This window comes from Arthrobacter sp. E70 (assembly GCF_058266945.1).
In genome coordinates this window covers 1-17,857 of sequence record NZ_JBYQFR010000019.1, presented here as the reverse complement: position 1 = coordinate 17,857, position 17,857 = coordinate 1, and the positions used below count along the sequence as shown (strand labels likewise).

17 protein-coding genes are annotated in these 17,857 nt (G+C 66.4%); 8 read left to right on the top strand and 9 right to left on the bottom strand.

The window, feature by feature from the left end; translation table 11 throughout:
* Positions 1–62: 62 nt before the first annotated feature.
* Positions 63–563, bottom strand: coding sequence for a flavin reductase family protein (locus AC3IMC_RS18750; protein WP_490920282.1), 501 nt, complete (start codon positions 561–563; stop codon positions 63–65).
* Between the two features lie 134 nt (positions 564–697).
* Here AC3IMC_RS18750 and AC3IMC_RS18745 point away from each other — a divergent pair, with 134 nt between their 5' ends.
* The 3 genes from AC3IMC_RS18745 to nrdR all read left to right on the top strand — a co-directional run bounded on the left by AC3IMC_RS18745 (position 698) and on the right by nrdR (position 3,239).
* Positions 698–1,225: a hypothetical protein gene (locus tag AC3IMC_RS18745; RefSeq protein WP_490920281.1), complete on the top strand. Its 528-nt coding sequence runs from the start codon at positions 698–700 to the stop codon at positions 1,223–1,225.
* A 4-nt stretch (positions 1,226–1,229) separates the two neighbouring features.
* Positions 1,230–2,603, top strand: a complete 1,374-nt coding sequence (gene hisD, locus AC3IMC_RS18740; RefSeq protein ID WP_490920280.1) for a histidinol dehydrogenase — start codon at positions 1,230–1,232, stop codon at positions 2,601–2,603.
* Between the two features lie 135 nt (positions 2,604–2,738).
* A complete protein-coding gene (gene nrdR / locus AC3IMC_RS18735; protein WP_490920279.1) occupies positions 2,739–3,239 on the top strand; it encodes a transcriptional regulator NrdR in 501 nt (166 codons plus the stop codon).
* Positions 3,240–3,290: 51 nt separating this feature from the next.
* Here nrdR and ppgK read toward each other — a convergent pair whose 3' ends face one another.
* Entirely contained in the window at positions 3,291–4,094 is an 804-nt protein-coding gene (gene ppgK / locus AC3IMC_RS18730; RefSeq protein WP_490920278.1) for a polyphosphate--glucose phosphotransferase, read from the bottom strand.
* 140 nt (positions 4,095–4,234) lie between these two features.
* The gene (map, locus tag AC3IMC_RS18725) at positions 4,235–5,113 is read right to left on the bottom strand and encodes a type I methionyl aminopeptidase (protein ID WP_490920276.1); all 879 of its coding nucleotides are present in this window, start codon (positions 5,111–5,113) and stop codon (positions 4,235–4,237) included.
* A 118-nt stretch (positions 5,114–5,231) separates the two neighbouring features.
* On the opposite strand from map, the gene AC3IMC_RS18720 reads away from it, so the two are divergent.
* Positions 5,232–5,396, top strand: coding sequence for an SPOR domain-containing protein (locus tag AC3IMC_RS18720; RefSeq protein WP_490920275.1), 165 nt, complete (start codon positions 5,232–5,234; stop codon positions 5,394–5,396).
* Positions 5,397–5,576: 180 nt separating this feature from the next.
* Here the strand turns inward: AC3IMC_RS18720 and panB are convergent, their stop codons facing one another.
* Complete coding sequence (gene panB / locus AC3IMC_RS18715; protein WP_490920274.1) at positions 5,577–6,473, bottom strand: 3-methyl-2-oxobutanoate hydroxymethyltransferase; 897 nt, start codon at positions 6,471–6,473, stop codon at positions 5,577–5,579.
* Positions 6,474–6,745: 272 nt separating this feature from the next.
* On the opposite strand from panB, the gene glnA (AC3IMC_RS18710) reads away from it, so the two are divergent.
* From glnA (AC3IMC_RS18710) to AC3IMC_RS18700, 3 genes are read left to right on the top strand one after another with little or no spacing between them, the layout of a single operon-like run.
* A complete protein-coding gene (gene glnA, locus AC3IMC_RS18710) occupies positions 6,746–8,086 on the top strand; it encodes a type I glutamate--ammonia ligase (RefSeq protein WP_490920273.1) in 1,341 nt (446 codons plus the stop codon).
* Between the two features lie 9 nt (positions 8,087–8,095).
* Positions 8,096–11,107, top strand: a complete 3,012-nt coding sequence (locus AC3IMC_RS18705; protein WP_490920270.1) for a bifunctional [glutamine synthetase] adenylyltransferase/[glutamine synthetase]-adenylyl-L-tyrosine phosphorylase — start codon at positions 8,096–8,098, stop codon at positions 11,105–11,107.
* Complete coding sequence (locus AC3IMC_RS18700; protein WP_490920269.1) at positions 11,097–11,648, top strand: GNAT family N-acetyltransferase; 552 nt, start codon at positions 11,097–11,099, stop codon at positions 11,646–11,648. Before AC3IMC_RS18705 ends, AC3IMC_RS18700 begins: the two co-directional genes overlap by 11 nt.
* 289 nt (positions 11,649–11,937) lie before the next feature.
* On the opposite strand, the gene AC3IMC_RS18695 is transcribed toward AC3IMC_RS18700, so the two are convergent.
* A complete protein-coding gene (locus tag AC3IMC_RS18695; RefSeq protein WP_490920268.1) occupies positions 11,938–12,903 on the bottom strand; it encodes an LGFP repeat-containing protein in 966 nt (321 codons plus the stop codon).
* A gap of 483 nt (positions 12,904–13,386) precedes the next feature.
* Positions 13,387–14,811 carry a type I glutamate--ammonia ligase gene (glnA, locus tag AC3IMC_RS18690; protein WP_221387522.1) on the bottom strand — a complete coding sequence of 475 codons (1,425 nt, stop codon included), beginning with the start codon at positions 14,809–14,811 and terminating at the stop codon, positions 13,387–13,389.
* Between the two features lie 286 nt (positions 14,812–15,097).
* Here glnA (AC3IMC_RS18690) and AC3IMC_RS18685 point away from each other — a divergent pair, with 286 nt between their 5' ends.
* A complete protein-coding gene (locus AC3IMC_RS18685) occupies positions 15,098–15,535 on the top strand; it encodes an RDD family protein (protein WP_490920266.1) in 438 nt (145 codons plus the stop codon).
* Between the two features lie 9 nt (positions 15,536–15,544).
* Here AC3IMC_RS18685 and AC3IMC_RS18680 read toward each other — a convergent pair whose 3' ends face one another.
* The 3 genes from AC3IMC_RS18680 to AC3IMC_RS18670 form a co-directional block, all read right to left on the bottom strand.
* The gene (locus AC3IMC_RS18680) at positions 15,545–16,471 is read right to left on the bottom strand and encodes a DMT family transporter (RefSeq protein WP_490920265.1); all 927 of its coding nucleotides are present in this window, start codon (positions 16,469–16,471) and stop codon (positions 15,545–15,547) included.
* 58 nt (positions 16,472–16,529) lie between these two features.
* Positions 16,530–16,901, bottom strand: coding sequence for a DUF3817 domain-containing protein (locus tag AC3IMC_RS18675; protein WP_490920264.1), 372 nt, complete (start codon positions 16,899–16,901; stop codon positions 16,530–16,532).
* A 96-nt stretch (positions 16,902–16,997) separates the two neighbouring features.
* A complete protein-coding gene (locus AC3IMC_RS18670) occupies positions 16,998–17,750 on the bottom strand; it encodes a DUF4191 domain-containing protein (RefSeq protein ID WP_490920263.1) in 753 nt (250 codons plus the stop codon).
* Positions 17,751–17,857: the final 107 nt, after the last annotated feature.

Sequence of the window (17,857 nt, the reverse complement as noted above, 5' to 3'; positions counted from 1 at the left end):
AGAGGCGCGGACGACGGCGGGAAGCACCTCCCGCCGTCGTCCGCGGTCTCTGCCAGGCTGGCTCAGATCTCGTAGTCGAGGGGAACGGGCTGCCCGTAGGCGCCGCCGTGGTACAGCAGCGGCGAGCCGTCGCCGCCCACCTGGCCGTCCACCACCTGGACCACCACAACGGCGTTGTTCTCGAAGGACAACCGCATCTGTATTTCCCCGATCAGCCACCCGGCCACGTCCTTCAGGATGGGCACCCCGTGCGAACCGATTTCCCAGTGGTTGCCTTCAAACCTGTTCCCCGGCCGGGCGAAGCGGGCCGCAAGCTCCTGGTTTTCCAGGCCCAGCATATGGACACCCAGGTATTGGGTATTGGCGACCGCAGGCCAAGACCTGGAACTGCGCGCCATGTTGAACGTGAAGCGCGGCGGCTTCGCGGACAGGGAGGCCACGGAGGTGGCAGTGAAACCGTAGGGTTCGTCCTGGTAGTTCACCGTGATGATGGCGACGCCCGCGGCATGGCGCCGGAACATCTCCCTGAACGTCTGCTCGAACGGCGCGCTGTTGTCGGTCACCGGAACTCCTGGCGATAAGTGGGTGGCTCTTTCTCCAAGCCTATTGGGCTTTTGGGCCGCCGCGGAAAATACCGCAGCACTCCCGCGCCACCCGGCGCCGGGAGACACGGGAAACCTTTGTTAAGGTGTGTTGCATGACGAATTCTGTCCGGCCCACCCGGCTGCCCTGGACCATGTTGCTGGCCCCGGCGGTGGCGGGGATTCCTGCCGGCATCCTCTGGTGGGTCCTTGCGCCCGGCGGCCTGAACCTGATCACCCGGGACCCCTCCCTGGCAACGGGCGGCAACCCCGTGGTGTGGCTTCCAAGGGACCTGACCCTCGCCGGGATTATGGTCCTCGCCGGCTGCCTGCTGGCGGTATTCCTCTCCGACGGAAAGCGCAGGGACCCGCAGGCAGCGCTGCTGATGGGGTTGGCGGGGGCGCTTGCCGGCAGCATTGTGGCATGGCAGACAGGTGTCCTCGCAGCCCGTCTATGGGGTCCGGCGGCGGACGCTTCAGCCAACGCCAGCGTCGCCTTTTCCCTGCGTGCCTGGCCCGTCCTGCTGCTCTGGCCCGGCGCCACGGCCGTCTCGGTCTTCGTCCTGGAACTGGTCACCCTGCTTGGCCGGAAGCCCGCGGACGGCGGGCGCGGAACTCCGGGCAGCTTCAGCGCCGTAAAATAGGCGGGTGACCATTTCCCCGGAGTTCCCCGCCCCAGCGACTGCCGCCGTCGACTTCCGCACCATTGACCTCCGCGGGCGCAGCATGAGCCTCGCCGCACTGCGCGCCGCCGTACCGCGGGCCCAGGGCCAGACCATGGCGGACGCGGAAGAAAAGGTCCTGGACATCATCTCCGACGTCCGCGGGCGCGGTTTTGCAGCCCTGGCCGAGCTGGCCGGCAAGTTCGACGGCGTGGAGCAGGACCACCCGCTGGTCCCCGCACAGGCGATTGCCGATGCCCTGGCCGGGCTGGATCCGGCCGTGCGGACCGCGCTGGAGGAGTCCATCAGCCGGGCCCGGAAGTTCGCGGACGGACAGCGTCCCCGCAACGTCGACGTGGAGCTCGGCGACGGCGCGGTGGTCAGCCAGAACTGGGTTCCCGTGGCTCGCGTGGGGCTCTACGTCCCCGGCGGCCTGGCCGTCTACCCGTCGTCCGTGATCATGAACGTGGTGCCCGCACTCGCCGCCGGCGTGGAGTCCATTGCCCTGGCCTCGCCCCCGCAGAAGGAGTTCGGCGGACTGCCGCACCCCACCATCCTGGCGGCAGCGGCACTGCTGGGAATCACCGAGGTGTACGCCATCGGCGGCGCGCAGGCCATTGCCGCCTTCGCCTACGGGGCGGAGGGCAACGGCCACGGCCCGGCGCTGGAGCCCGTGGACGTGGTGACCGGTCCGGGTAACATCTTCGTCGCCACCGCCAAGCGGCTGGTCAAGGGCGTCGTGGGGATCGACTCGGAGGCGGGAACCACCGAGATCGCCGTCCTCGCAGATGACACAGCACAGCCCGCGCTGGTCGCCGCGGACCTGGTGAGCCAGGCCGAGCACGACCCGAAAGCGGCCTCGGTGCTGATCACCGATTCCGAGGAACTCGTGACGGCGGTGCGCGCGGAACTGGAGCGGCAGGCAGGCACCACCAAGCACTCCGCACGCGTCCGGGAGGCCCTCTCCGGCCCGCAGTCCGGCGCGGTGCTGGTGGACAGCCTGGAGCAGGGCATCACGGCCTGCGACGCCTACGCCGCGGAGCACCTGGAGATCATGACGCGGGACGCGGCGAAGGTTGCGGCACGCATCCGCAACGCCGGTGCCATCTTCGTGGGCGATTACAGCCCGGTCAGCCTGGGCGACTACTGCGCCGGGTCGAACCACGTGCTGCCCACCAGCGGCACCGCGGCCTTCTCCTCGGGCCTGAACGTCACCACTTTCCTGCGGGCCATCCAGGTCGTCAACTACAGTGAGGCCGCCCTGGCGGAGGTCAGCAGCCACATCGTCAACCTGTCCCGGGCGGAGGACCTGCCGGCCCACGGAGACGCCGTCACGGCCCGCTTCCCGGAGATGCCGTAGCTACTACATGTAGTAATTACAGGATTGTTATTCCCCCAGATATGGCCGTAAACTGAAAGACGCCACAGCATTGCCACGCGGCGGTGCTGTTGGCGTCGAGGACGTTGCACACCACGAGCGAGAAGGGGGAACGCGATGTACTGTCCGTTCTGCCGCAACCCCGATTCCCGCGTGGTGGACAGCCGAATGGCTGACGACGGGTCGGCGATCCGCCGGCGCCGCCAGTGCCTCGAATGCGGCCGCCGCTTCACCACAGTCGAAACCACCAGCCTGTCCGTGATCAAGCGCTCCGGCGTGGGGGAGCCCTTCAGCCGGAGCAAGGTCATCAACGGCGTGCGGAAGGCATGCCAGGGCCGGCCCGTGAGCGAGGATGACCTCGCCCTGCTGGCGCAGGAGGTGGAGGAGCAGATCAGGGCATCCGGAGCTGCCGAGATCGACGCTCATGAGGTTGGCCTGGCCATCCTTGGTCCCCTGCAGAAGCTGGACAAGGTGGCCTACCTCCGCTTCGCCAGCGTCTACCAGGCTTTCGAGTCCCTCGAGGATTTCGAAACCGCCATTGCCCTGCTCCGCCATGAGGCCGAGGATGACGCCAAGGGCACCTCCGGCGCGAAGAGCTCCGAGAAGAGCGCCCTCTAGACTCCGGTGGCGGCAGCGGAGGGGAAGCCGCGGCCGCCACCGGCACCAGCGCTACTTGGCCAGCTTGTGCTTCAGCGCGATTTCCAGGGCGGCGCCGACAATTCCTGCTTCGTTGCGCAGCACCGCGGGTACGATCGGCGTGCGGAGCTTGAGGTTGGGAAGGTATTCATCCGCGCGCTTGGAGATGCCTCCGCCCACGATGAACAGTTCCGGCGAGAACAGGAACTCGACATGCGAGAAGTAGCGCTGCAGCAGCACGCTGTACTCGTCCCACGACAGGCCGTCCCGTTCCCGTGCCACGGCGGAGGCTTTCGATTCGGCGTCGAAACCGTCGATTTCCAGGTGGCCCAGCTCTGCGTTCGGCACCAGCTTGCCGTCGAAGATGAAGGCTGAACCGATGCCGGTGCCCAGCGTGATGACCAGGACGGTTCCGGACACGCCCGCCCCGGCGCCGTAGCGCGCTTCGGCCAGGCCGGCGGCATCGGCGTCGTTGATGACTTCCACCGGCCGGCCCAGCCGCGCGGTGAGGAGCGCGTCGATGTCCGTCTCCAGCCAGCTCTTGTCCACGTTGGCGGCCGAATGGACCACACCGTGCTGGATGATGCCGGGGAACGTCACGCCCACTGGCGAACCGGCGGCAGGTGCCTCGGGCCTGGCCGAGAGCTCCGCCACCACCAGGGCCACGGCTTCGGCCACAGCCTCCGGGGTGGCCGGCTGCGGGGTGGGCACGCGGAACCGGTCACCCAGGAGCTTGCCCTTCTTCAGGTCGACAATGCCGCCCTTGATACCCGTTCCACCGATATCGATGCCGATCAGCGGTTCGTTCTTGTGCGGCTTCTCGTCGTTCTTGGCCAATGGGGTTTCCGTTCGTGACAGGGGCGGGCAGGAAAGGGGCGCATCAGGGCGCCCCTGGTTTGGATTCTCGGTTGTGGACCGGTTCTGCGTGCTTGGTTCTACATGCTTGGTTCTACGTGTGTTGGCCGGTGGGGCCGCCTTCAGGGGAGGGTCAGGATTTCTGCGCCGGTCTCGGTGACCAGCAGTGTGTGTTCGAACTGGGCCGTACGCTTGCGGTCCCTGGTGACCACCGTCCAGTCATCGCTCCACATGTCCCATTCCACCGTGCCCAGCGTGAGCATCGGCTCGATGGTGAACACCATGCCGGCCTCGATCACCGTGTTGTAGGCGGGGGCGGCGTCGTAGTGGGGAATGATCAGGCCGGTGTGGAAGGCCTCGCCGACGCCGTGGCCGGTGAAGTCGCGGACCACGCCGTAGCCGAAGCGCTTGGCATAGGACTCGATGGCGCGGCCGATGATGTTGATTTCCCGGCCGGGGGCCACCGCCTTGATGGCCCGGTTCAGCGATTCCCGGGTCCGTTCCACCAGCAGCCGGGACTCCTCATCCACGTCGCCCACCAGGAAGGTGTAATTCGTATCGCCGTGGACACCGTCGATGTACGCCGTGATGTCGATGTTCAGGATGTCGCCGTCCTGGACGACCGTGCTGTCCGGAATGCCGTGGCAGATGACCTCGTTCAGGGACGAACACAGAGACTTGGGGAAGCCGCGGTAGCCGAGGGTGGAGGGGTAGGCGTGGTGGTCGAGCAGGAACTCGTGGCCCACCTTGTCCAGCTGGTCCGTGGTGACACCTGGCTGGATGTGCTTTCCGACCTCCACGATGGCCTGGGCCGCGATCTTTCCGGCCACCCGGATCTTCTCGATCGTCTCGGCGGACTTGACCTCGGACCCGGTGAACTTGGCCGGGGCAGGCTTGCCCACATACTCCGGACGGGGGATGGACGCCGGGACGGGACGCTGCGGGCTGACGGCTCCAGGGGTGAGGGTGCCGATGGGTGCAGTCGAGGCAAGGGAAGGCATAGATTGATCATATAAGGCACCGCAGAACGCCCAACAACCGACAGGCGGCGAAGACCCGCCGCGGGGTTTAAGTTACGTGGGTCACCCTGCGGTGCCCCCGACGGAACGAGGAGCAACGATGACCGAGTATTGGTTCAACATCAACACCCACGAGGTGGAAGAGGACCGGCTGTCGGACTGGAGCCAGCTCATTGGCCCGTACAAGACCAGGGCCGAAGCGGAACACGCGCTGGAGAAGGTGAGGGCACGCAACGAGGCCTGGGAAAAGGGCGACGACGACTGAACAGGTGGCGGGCGCAGGGGCGCCTGGGCGGCGCTCCTCCGCGGACTGCCTGGGCCGCGGGCGGCCTCACCTTGACGTCCGCTTCCGGAGCACCGACCAGACGCCGACACGTCACCCGCGCGTTGCGGTCAGGTCGCCTGTTGCAGCGCCGTTGTAAAGAGCCAGGGCCGTTGTAAAAAGTTAGAACGAGTGCTCGGGGCCGGGGAACTGGCCGGACCGGACGTCCTCACCGTAGGCCGTTGCGGCGTCCAGGAGGGTGCTGCGCAGGTCCGCGTACTGCTTGACGAACTTCGCCATCCGGCCGCCCCGCAGCCCTGCCATGTCCTGCCACACCAGCACCTGGCCGGTGGTTGCCTTGCCCGCGCCGATGCCTACGGTGGGGACCTGCACTGCAGCATCGACCGCCGCCGCGGTTTCGGCCGGCACCATCTCCATCAGCACGCAGAAGGCGCCCGCATCGGCGAGGGCCCGGGCGTCGTCGATCAGCCGCTGCGCATCGTCGCCGCGGCCCTGGACCCGGTAGCCACCCAGGGCGTGTTCGCTCTGCGGCGTGAATCCGATGTGCGCCATCACCGGAATGCCTGCCTGAACCATGGCCCGGACCGTAGGGGCGTAATACTTTCCGCCCTCGATCTTCACTGCATGGGCCAGGCCTTCCTTCAAGAATCGGACGCCGGCAGCGACCGCCTGTTCGGCCGAGACTTCATAACTGCCGAAGGGAAGGTCCGCCACCACCAGGGCGCGCTTGGCTGACCGCGCAACAGCCCGGCACAGCGGCAGCAGCTCGTCCACGGTGACGGGCAGGCTGGTCTCGTTGCCGAACACGTTGTTGGACGCCGAGTCACCTACCAGGAGGACTTCGATGCCGGCCGCGTCGAAAATCTCGGCTGTGTATTGTTCGTAGGCGGTCAGCATGGCGAACCGCGTTCCGTCCCTCTTGGCCTGCTGCAGGTGGTGGATACGGACCTTCGCCGGCTTCCCTTCGGCAGCGGAAGCAGGCTGCTGCCCGGGGCCGCTGCCGTAGGGGGCGGGTACGTCGGCGGACACGCTGGAGTCGGAACTGTTGCTGGAAGCCATGGGATGAGCGTAATGCGGTACCCGCCGTCCTAGCTACCGGGGCAGCAGGCAGCGAAGAGTGATTAGCGTCATAGCGGGGGCGCGCGGGAACCCGGTGTAGGCGGCCACAAGGGGTCCGCCGCGCGCATGCCCCGTCGCGGAGGTTAATGCTGTGTTACGCGCGGTGCAGGCTCAAGCATTGGCGCCGAATGCTTAGTACAGTGTTGGTGAACTGCTGCCGGCTTGCCCTGTGGGGCCCCGGAGCATGGACGTTGACCGGAGAAGAGGCCATCATGGACCGCCAGCAAGAGTTTGTCCTGCGCACAATCGAAGAGCGCGACGTACGTTTCGTGCGCCTGTGGTTCACCGACGTCGTGGGATCGCTGAAGTCCGTGGCCCTGGCCCCCGCGGAAGTGGAGGGCGCCTTCGAGGAAGGCCTCGGCTTTGACGGCTCCTCCATTGAGGGCCTGGCGCGCGTCTTCGAGTCCGACATGCTGCTGCAGCCCGACCCTGCCACCTTCCAGATCCTGCCGTGGCGCGGCGAAACCGAGCAGACCTCGCGGATGTTCTGCGACATCCTGACCCCCGACGGCGAGCCCTCAACCGCGGATCCGCGCAACGTCCTCAAGCGGACCCTTGCCAAGGCCGCTGACATGGGGTTTACCTGCTACACCCATCCCGAGATTGAGTTCTACCTTCTCAAGTCCCAGGAATTGGGCCCGGATGGCGCCCCCGTGCCGGTTGACGAGGGCGGCTACTTCGACCACGTTCCCGGCGGCGTGGCCCAGGACTTCCGCCGTACCGCCGTCACCATGCTGGAATCGGTGGGAATCTCTGTGGAATTCAGCCACCACGAGGGCGGCCCCGGCCAGAACGAAATCGATCTCCGCTACGCCGACGCCCTGCAGACGGCGGACAACATCATGACGTTCCGCACCGTCATCAAGGAGGTGGCCCTGCAGCAGGGGACCTACGCCACCTTCATGCCCAAGCCGTTCACCGCCCACCCCGGCTCGGGCATGCACACCCACTTCTCGCTGTTCGAAGGCGACAGCAACGCCTTCTTTGAAGCCGGCGCCGAGTTCCAGCTGTCCAAGACCGCGCGGCAGTTCATTGCGGGCATCCTCAAGCATGCGCCCGAGTTCACCGCCGTCACCAACCAGTTCGTCAACTCCTACAAGCGGCTGTGGGGCGGCGGCGAGGCACCCAGCTACCTCAGCTGGGGCCACAACAACCGCTCCGCCCTGGTCCGCGTGCCCCTGTACAAACCGGGCAAGGGCCAGTCGGCGCGGATCGAGTACCGCGGCATCGACTCAGCCGCCAACCCATACCTCGCCTACGCCGTACTGCTCGGCGCCGGCCTGAAGGGCATCGAGGAGGGCTACGAGCTGCCTGCTGCCGCTGAGGATGACGTCTGGTCGCTGAGCTCCGCCGAACGCCGCGCCATGGGCCATGATCCGCTCCCGGCAAGTCTCCACGACGCCATCCGCTCCATGGAGGACTCCGAGCTGATGCCGCAGATCCTCGGCGAACAGGTCTACGAGCACTTCCTGCGGAACAAGCGCGCCGAATGGCAGGACTACCGGCTGCAGGTGACGCCCTACGAGCTGCAGCGCAACCTCGGCATCCTCTAGGTGCCCGGCGTGAGCCTGGCACGCCGCCTCATCGCGGCCGGATTCAGCGACCTGGAAAAGGGCGAACGTTTCCTGGCTGCGCGTGAGCTGGAAGGCCTGGACCAGGACCGGCTTTTTGCCGGCCTGCACCTGGCTGCCAGCCCGGACACCGCCCTGCAGTCCCTGGTCCGCCTGATCGAAAAGCACCCGCAGCTGCGTGACCTGGCTGCTGCCGACCCGGAAACGAGTGAGCCGCTGTACCGGCTGCTCGGCGCCTCCGAAGCGCTGGGGGAGTTCCTCATCCGGCACCCCGAGCACCTCGACGCCTTCCACGTCCGCGTCAGCCCGGAACCCCTGCCTGCCGACCCCGCGCGCCTGCGCGCAACCCTCCTGCAGGCCGTGGGCGCAGACCCCCGGGCGGCCCGCCCTGTCGCCACCGCCACCGGAGCCGACGCCTACGTTGCCCTGCGAACGGCCTACCGCCGCGGGATTGTGGACCTGGCCGTCAAGGACCTGTGCGCGGCGGACCCGCTGGACTTCATGCCCTCTGTCGGCGGGGAACTGGCGGACCTTGCCGGTGCCGCCATAGAGGCCGCCCTCGCAGTCTCCCGCGCGGAGGCCGCGGAGCAGTACAGTGCCACGGAAGTGGCGGACGTCGGCCTCGCCGTGATCGGCATGGGCAAATGCGGAGCCCGCGAACTGAACTACATTTCCGACGTCGACGTCATCTATGTGGTGGATGCCGGCGGCCTTGAGGACGCCCGCGCCAACACGATCGGCACGGCCCTGGCGAGCGGCATCTCGCGGGCCATCTCCTCCGTTGCCCGGGAACCCGGTTTGTGGGAGGTGGATGCCAACCTTCGGCCCGAGGGCAAGTCCGGCCCGCTGGTCCGCACCCTGGCCTCGCACGAGACGTATTATGCGCGGTGGGCCGAGAGCTGGGAGTTCCAGGCCCTGCTCAAAGCCCGCACCATCGCAGGCGACGCGGACCTGGGCCGCAAGTATGAGGAGGCCGTGGCTCCGCTGATCTGGAATTCGGCGGGACGTGAAGGCTTTGTCGAGTCCGTGCAGGCCATGCGCCGGCGGGTCACCGAGCATATCCCGGCGGCGGAAGAGCAGCGGCAGATCAAGCTTGGCCGTGGCGGCCTGCGGGACGTGGAGTTCACTGTCCAGTTGCTCCAGCTGGTGCATGGCAAGTCGGATGAGACATTACGACGGCGGGACACGACGTCCGCGATCGCCGCGCTTTCGGCCGGGGGTTACATCGGCCGGTCCGACGCCGCCGCACTGGACAAGGCTTACCGCTACCTGCGCCTGTTGGAACACCGCATCCAACTGTTCCAGCTCCGCCGCACACACCTCATGCCGGTGGCCGAGCCTGCGCTGCGGTCGCTGGCCAAGGCAGTGCTTGGTCCGTTCTCCAACGAGCGGCCGCACCCCGATGCGCTCCTGTCCGCCTGGCAGAAGACCAAGCGCTCTGTACGGGAACTGCATGAGCGCATCTTCTACCGCCCGCTGCTGAATACGGCGGCGAAACTCAGCAGCGAGGATGCGAGGCTCACGCCCGAAGCGGCCGAGGGCCGGCTCGCCGCCCTCGGGTACCGGGATCCCCAGGGCGCCATGCGGCATATCGAGGCCCTGACCGCCGGTGTCAGCCGCCGCGCCGCCCTGCAGCGCCAGCTCCTGCCCATCCTGCTTGACTGGCTGGCCGAGGGCGTGGATCCCGACGCCGGTCTGCTGGCCTTCCGCCGGGTCAGCGAGGCGCTGGGCACCACCCACTGGTACCTCGGCATGCTCCGCGACTCCAACGCCGCCGCTGAGCGGCTCTGCCACATGCTGTCCAACTCCCGGCTGATCGCGGACCTGCTGGAGGTGTCGCCGGAATCGGTGGCCTGGCTGGGACACGACAAGGACCTGGTCCCGGTGGATTTCCAGGCGCAGTGGCAGGAGATCACCTCCAAGATGTCCCGGCACAAGGACCCGGAGAGCGCCATGCGGCTGATCCGGCTGATCCGCCGCCGCGAGATCCTGCGCATTGCGGTCGCCGATTCCGCAGGCCTGCTGGACCAGGACCAGGTGGGAAGGGCGCTGGCGGACACGGACCGGGCCGCTGTCCTGGGTGCGCTGCGGGTGGCGGAGGGCATAGTGTCCGCCAGCGGGCCCCTGAAGACCGCAGTGCTGGTAGTGGCGATGGGCCGCCAGGGCGGCCAGGAGATCGGCTACGGCTCCGACGCCGATGTCATGTACGTCCACCGCGCCCTGCCCGGCTTCTCCGAGGCCGAGGCGCAGGAGCAGGCTGCCCGCATCGTTGCCAAGGTCTCCAGTCTCCTGACCCAACCGCTGAAGCCCGCCATCATGGCCGAACGTGTCCTCCAGATGGATGCCGATCTCCGGCCGGAGGGGAAGAACGGCGCCATGGTCCGCTCCCTTGAGTCGTTCGCCGAGTACTACCGCCGCTGGTCCCTGATCTGGGAAGCCCAGGCGCTGCTGCGGGCGCGTCCCATGGCAGGCGATGACGGGCTGGCTGCGGACTTCGTCAAGCTCGTTGACCCCATCCGCTACCCGGAGTCCGTGTCCGAGCAGGACGTCCGGGAGATCAGGCGCATCAAGGCCCGGGTGGAGTCTGAACGGCTGCCCCGCGGCGCCGATCCCGCCCGGCACCTCAAGCTGGGCCGCGGTGGCCTGAGCGATGTTGAATGGCTTATCCAGCTGCTCCAGCTCCAGCACGCGGGCAAGCATCCGGAACTGAGGACCACCTCCACCGTGGAAGCACTGGAGGCCGCGGCTGAGCTGGGCCTGCTCGCTGGACCCGACGCCGCCCTCCTGGTCAGGGCCTGGCGCCTGGCAAGCCGGATCCGGTCCGCCAACGTCATCTGGAACGGTAAGGCCTCCGACCTCCTGCCCTCCTCACGCCGGGACCTGGAGGCCGTGGCGCGCTGGTGTGGTTACGAGCCCGGAAACGCGACCACACTGGAGGAGGATTACCTGCGGGTGAGCCGCCGTGCCCGTGCGGTCTTCGAACGAGTCTTCTATGGACAGTGACGGTTGGCCGGGCGGCCATGTCTGGCTTATTCCGCTGCGGGAATTGGACGCCGACGCCCGTGCCGTACAACTCGGCGCCGTGGCGGAACTTGAGCTGGCTCCCGGGCAGGAGCGCTTCGTCGGTGATCCGCTGAGGATGGCCCTTGCCGGCTTGGCGGAGGAGGCGCGGCGGCCGTATGTGATCGAGCGGGCCGGCGCCGCCGTCGGCGTGCTGACCCTCCAGACGGGGGCGGCGCGCCTGGCCGGCTGGCCCGATGACCACTCCGCCTGGCTGCTGCGCGGCTTCCTGATTGACCGGCGGCACCAGGGCACAGGCTTGGGGACGCGCGCTGCTGCCGCCGCTGCCGAGGCCGCGCACCACCTCACCGTGCGGCACCAAAGCGGCCAGTCCGGCGTCGTACTCTCCGTCAATGAAGCCAACCCGCGTGCTGCGGCCGCTTACCGCCGGGCGGGCTATGTTGATTGCGGCCAATATATGGGCGGCTCGGCCGGGCCGCAGCGGACCATGTTCCGCGCCTTCGACGGCACCCCGGCGGCGTAACGGGCGCTTCCGGCGTTGCGCTCAGCAACCGTTTGCCCGATTATGTGGATTGGCGGTGTTCTCCAACCTTGTTGGGGGGAAGGCTGGACAAAGTCTTCGTCTCGGGGGGCATTCGTCAGGGGGTCCGGCTCCCGGTCTCAGCACGTCAGGAGCCGGGCCTCCACCTTAGCCGGGATCCTGCCCTGAACCCTCGGTGAACGAAAAAGGCGGCCACCGGATGCGATATCCGTGGCCGCCTTTTCCTGTCCCAGCCCGCTCCGTGCGCTGGCTTCCAGGGTGCCGGGACCCGCTAGTGAGCGCCTGAAGCGTACTCGATCCTGACGTTGCCCGGATACCACGTGATGCGGCCACCTTGGAAGTACTGCTTCGCACCGCCGCCGGTCAGGCCGGTGATTTCGTTGCTGGTCGGGTAACCAAGGCTGCTGTTGGGCCCGCCCAGGCTGAGCCAGGTCGCACCGATGCCGCCCAGGATGACGTGGGAGCCCGTGGACGGGGAGTAGGCAATCTGGCCGTACTGGAAAGATTGGGTGACGCCGCCGTTAGCGGTGGCGTATTCATCCGTCGTGGGATAGCCAAGGCCACTGAGCGGGCCGCCGAGGGATTCCCACGTGGCCCCGATACTGCCCTTGATAATGTGTGAGCCGGTTGCGGCGCCCCAGTACACCTTGCCGTATTCGAAGCCCTGCATGACACCGCCGGCCACCAGGGTGTACTCATTGGTCGTGGGGTAGCCGAGTTCGCCCGCAGCGCCGCCAGTGTTATCCCAGGTGGCACCAATGCCGCCCTTGGTAATCCTCGAGCCATGGTGGAAGGACCACGAAATCTTGCCGAATTGGAAGTTCTGCGTCACCCCGCCGGCCGAGTATGCACGCTCATTCGCATACTCATCAGATGTTGGATAGCCGAGGTCGCTGTTTTGGGCACCAACGGATTGCCAAACAATGTTGTTTCCACGGATGACCATGAAGGCGCCATACTCCTGGAGGTAAGCGATGGTGCCATTCTGGAAGAGCTGGTATGAGCCACCGAAACGCTGGTTTGTGAATTCCTGGGACGTAGCGTCTCCAAGGATGGCCGAAGCGGTTTCGTATTTAGCGCCGATGGCCCCCTGCACTGGGTAGCTTTCGCTGGCGATATTCGGTGTGGGGGTGCCGGTACTTGTTGGTGCCGCCTCCGGTGATGCAGTTGGCGCTGCGACTGCCCGTTCCGGGACTGCGTTGCTGCCTGGCACGGACGCGGGCGCGGGCTCCGGCATGGTTGTAGCAGCGGGTGCCGCCTCAGTGGGCGTAGGTGTCGGCTGAATTCCTGTCGACGCTGGGGACGGTTCGGTCGGTGAGTTGCTTGGCTTGGTAACCTGATCAGTCGTTACCGCGCTGCTTGGTGCTGCGGTGGCCGGTGCAACGGATCCGATGCTGGACGTTGCAATGGCGAATGAAGCAGCGGCGGCCAGTAGCCGCCTCTGAGATGCCCCCATGGATTTTCTTTTCTCATAGTGCTGCCGCTGGTGCAGCGGTTGATGATAAGAGGAGCATAAGTGACCGGCGTGACAAATGAGGACAAGCATCCAACAATGCTTGCCTTGTGACAAAACATTCGCCCCAGGGGACCTACCCGTGAAGGCTTCAGGAGCATTAAAGCGCGAAAAGGCCGGCCTCAGGGGTAAACCTGAGGCCGGCCTTTTCAAATCCAGATTCCTGCGGAGTGTGCGGACGCTGCCGGCTCTACCCGCGGGATCTGGCTAGACGCCGTAGTAGAGCTCGAACTCGTAGGGGTTCGGGCGCAGGGACAGCGGGCGGATCTCGTTCTCGTACTTGTACTCGATCCAGGTGTCGATCAGGTCCTGGGTGAAGACGCCGCCGGCCTGCAGGAACTCGTTGTCCTCGCGCAGGGCTTCCAGTGCTTCCTCCAGGGTGCCCGGAGCCTTGGGGATGTCCTTGGCTTCCTCGGCGGGGAGCTCGTAGAGGTCCTTGTCGATGGGCGCCGGCGGTTCAATCCGGTTGCGGATACCGTCGATGCCGGCCATCAGCTGTGCTGCGAAAGCCAGGTACGGGTTGGAGGAGGGGTCCGGAGCGCGGAACTCGATGCGCTTGGCCTTCGGGTTGGAACCGGTGATCGGGATACGGATACCGGCGGAGCGGTTGCCCTGCGAGTAGACCATGTTGACCGGGGCCTCGAAGCCCTTGACCAGGCGGCGGTATGAGTTCACCGTCGGGTTGGTGAACGCCAGGACGGCGGAAGCGTGCTTGAGCAGCCCGCCGATGTACCAGCGGGCGGTGTCGGACAGGCCGGCGTAGCCCTTCTCGTCATAGAACAGCGGCTCGCCACCGTTCCACAGCGACTGGTGGCAGTGCATGCCGGAACCGTTGTCACCGAAGACCGGCTTAGGCATGAAGGTCACGGACTTGCCCCAGGCGTCGGCCGTGTTCTTGATGACGTACTTGAACTTCTGCAGGTCATCGGCAGCGTGGGTCAGGGTGGTGAACTTGTAGTTGATCTCTGCCTGGCCGGCGGAACCAACTTCGTGGTGGCTGCGCTCGACCTCAAGGCCGGCCTCGTCCAGGGCGACGCACATGGCATCGCGCAGGTCGGCCTGCTTGTCCGTGGGGGAGACCGGGAAGTAACCGCCCTTGACGGGGGTCTTGTAGCCCAGGTTGCCGCCTTCTTCCTCGCGGCCGGTGTTCCAGTGGGCTTCTTCGGAGTCGATCTTGTAGAAGCTGCCCTCGGGGGAGGACTTGTACTGGACGTTGTCGAAGACGAAGAACTCGGCCTCGGGAGCGAAGAAGGCGGTGTCCGCGATGCCGGTGGATGCCAGGTAGGCTTCAGCCTTCTCGGCAACGCCACGAGGGTCGCGGTGGTAGGGGTCGCCGGTACGCGGGTTCACGATGGAGAAGTTCAGCGCGAGCGTCTTCTCCATGCGGAAGGTGTCCAGGAACGCGGTGGTGACGTCCGGGATGAGCTGCATGTCAGATTCGGCGATGCCCTGGAAGCCGCGGATGGAGGATCCGTCGAAGAGCTGGCCGTTGACGAAGAAGTCGGCGTCAACACTCTTGGCGGGGACGTTGAAGTGCTGCTGGACACCCGGAAGATCGGTGAAGCGGATATCGACGAACTTTACATCTTCGTCCTTGATGAACTTGAGGACTTCGTCCGCAGTCTTGAACATCTATGCTCCTAACGCATATGTAATATCTGGCGTGCAAGCCATCTGATCCAGCGCAATCCAAAGGCAGGGAGAACGCAAGGTTTTCCCTGCTGCGTACACCTGCCGGGGGATTTGCTTGAAACTGCTAACAGCCTATGGATCCGGCATTTCCCGTCCATGTCCGCATTGTTTCGGGCAGGTTACAGAATGCCCTGCTATGGCAACGCTATCCCCCGTCCACAGAGTGGTCCAACCCTATCCACACTGTGGGCGCCGCCGCGTCCAGCAGGGCCGGTAGGCTTGAAGGGTGGTAGATCGCAAAGACATAGGTTCGTGGCTCAGTGGACCGGACACCTCGGGCATCTCCAAGTACCCCGGGGAGCGGCTGGGCCTGCCGGAGTCGGGACCTGGCTCGATAGCCCGGGCAGGGCGCAGGATCGTGGCGATCATGATCGACTGGGGCATCGCGCTGCTGATCAGCAACTTTGCCTTTGCCGGCGACTCCTGGGCAACCCTTGCGGTCTTCGCCATAGAGCAGATCCTCCTTGTGGGCACCCTTGGCTACAGCATCGGCCACCGCGCCATGGGTATTGCCGTCGTGAAGCCCGGCGGCGGGACACCGGGTCCGCTCGCGGCGTTGGTACGGACCCTGCTGCTGTGCCTGGTGGTACCGGCAGTGATTTTCGATCCCGACCAGCGCGGTCTGCATGACAAAGCCATGAACACACTCCTGATCCGCCGGTAGCGGTCCCGCTTACGCCTCCGGCAATTCCCCGGTCCGTCCCTGCCGCCGGAGGGCCGGAGCGTTGGTCACCACCACGCCCGCAATAACGACGGCGCCGCCCACCAGTTGGGCAATCGTGTGGACCTGCCCGGCAAGGACGGTCAGAATCGCCGTGAAGACGGTGATGAGGTTGAGGAACACTCCCGCACCGGCCGCAGGCAGGACCGTCAGGGCCCGGTTCCACAGCAGGTACGAGAGGACTGACGGGAAGATGGCGATAAACAGCAGTGATGCCAGGGCGGCACCTGTTGGGGGAAATGCCAGGCCGCCCGTGGCGAAGCGGACCGGGCCCAGAATGGCCACGACCACCGCCGCCTGGACTGCTGTTGCGGTGATGGGCGGGATCTTCGGTGCCAGCCGGCCCGTGATGGTGTACGCGGTCCAGACAACGATGGCGCCCACCATGAGTACCTCACCGGTGCCGAAACCGGTGGCCACCAGCCGCCCTATGTTCCCTCCGCTGATGACAATCAGGACGCCCGCCAGCGCCATCAGGACGCCTGCCACCGCCAGCGGTGTGAGCCGCTCGCGCAGGAACACCGCGGCAGCCAGGCTGATGAGCGCTGGGTTGAAAGCGTTGATGAGCGAGGCGTTGAACGCATCGGTGTGCTCCAAGGCGAAATAGAGGAGCAAGTTGTACCCGAGCAGCCCCAGCACGCTCAGCGACGCCAGCCACGGCCATGCTGCGAGGACCGACCGCCAGCAGGGCCTTTCCACGAGCTGCGCAATGACGAGCAGCGGCACCACCGCCAGCGACCACCGCAGGAAGACAAGGCTCAGCGGGTCGATGCTCTGGACGGCTCCGGCACCCACCACGTAGTTCCCTGCCCAGAACAGGGTTGCGCCCAGCAGGGAGAGAACAGCTACGGTACCCCGGCGGCCCTGCCAGCCCTTCACCGGGTCCTTGACCCTTGTTGCCGCATCGGTGACACCAACCCCTCCGACCTGCCCGCGCCTACGCCCGGCTGGGTTCAAGGTCAGCGGCGGCATCCTCCGCAGGTGCGCTGCTGAGGTGCCCGCGCCTGCCCGCCCATCGCTCGAACCAGATGGTGGCGAAGGGGAAGACGGCGGAGACGCCGGCGAGCACGGCAACCGGGAACGGCCAGCGCTGCACGCGCCACAGGATGAGCGCGGCAAGCCCGTAGCCCACGAACAGGGCCCCGTGGATCGGTCCGGCCACTTGGACGCCCACCTCCGAGGTGCCTGCAATCCACTTGAAGTACATGCCGGTGAGCAACGCCGCCCAGCTGAATGCTTCGGCAACGGCAAGGATCCGGAAGGCGCGGAGGACTGTTGTCCGCAGGGGCATGGTGGCATGTCCTGTCATGAGGTGATGCTTGGCCTGGAAGGCCGCCGGTCTCGGGGGGGGGGGGCAAGAAAAACGCCCCGGTGCCCGGCGGTGCCGGCGCCGGGGCGCTTTTTCCTAGCGTCCGCGGTTGGGACGCGCTTTGTACGGGTCGATGCCCTTGGGGATGGGAAGCCGGGTGCCCATGGACGCGATGCGCTTGGATACGGTGCTGACCTCCAGCTTGGTCAGTTCGTTCTTCATCTTGCCCATCTGCTTCGCCACCTGGCTCAGCGGCACCTGGCCTTCGCCGTGCCCGGTCTGGATGGTGTGGACGGGCACGTTGGGCAGGATCCGTGCCAGCCGCTTGCGCTCGGCATCAAGCAGCGGCTTCACCCTGTGGGTGGGTCCTTCGCTGACCAGAACGACGCCGGGACGGCCAACGGCGCGGAATACGGCGTCCTGGGTGCGGGGATTGACAGCCACCGGCTGTTCTTCCGTGATCCAGCCGCGGCGGAGCGTGCCCAGAGCGGCGCCGGAGGCGCCGGGCTGGTTTTCAATCTGGGCGAACGCCGCACGTTCGGCGCGGCGCGACAGGATGAAGGTAGCAGCCAGCAGGCCCAGCGGAATACCGATGATCAGGCCCGTGATCCAGTTGTCCAGCCAGAAGCCCACCAGGAAGCTGACGGCCACAACGCCCAGGAAGACCAGCAGCATGAGCCACGGGACCATGGGGTCGTGGCGGCGGGTCATGGTGAAGACCTCGCCGATCTGCTTGAACCTGCTGGGCTTTTTGGCCTTTGCTTCCTTCGGCTTGCGCGTGAACGGACTGCGCTTCACCGCGCTGGAGCCCGCCGGGGTGGAGTTGCTGGAGTCAGGGGATTTCGCCATAGTGCCTCAATTCTACGTGACTTAACGACAAGGGCCGGACGCCGGAATCTTCCGGTGTCCGGCCCTTGGCCGTCGCTTCCCCTAGCTCAGGAATGGGCGGCGAGAAC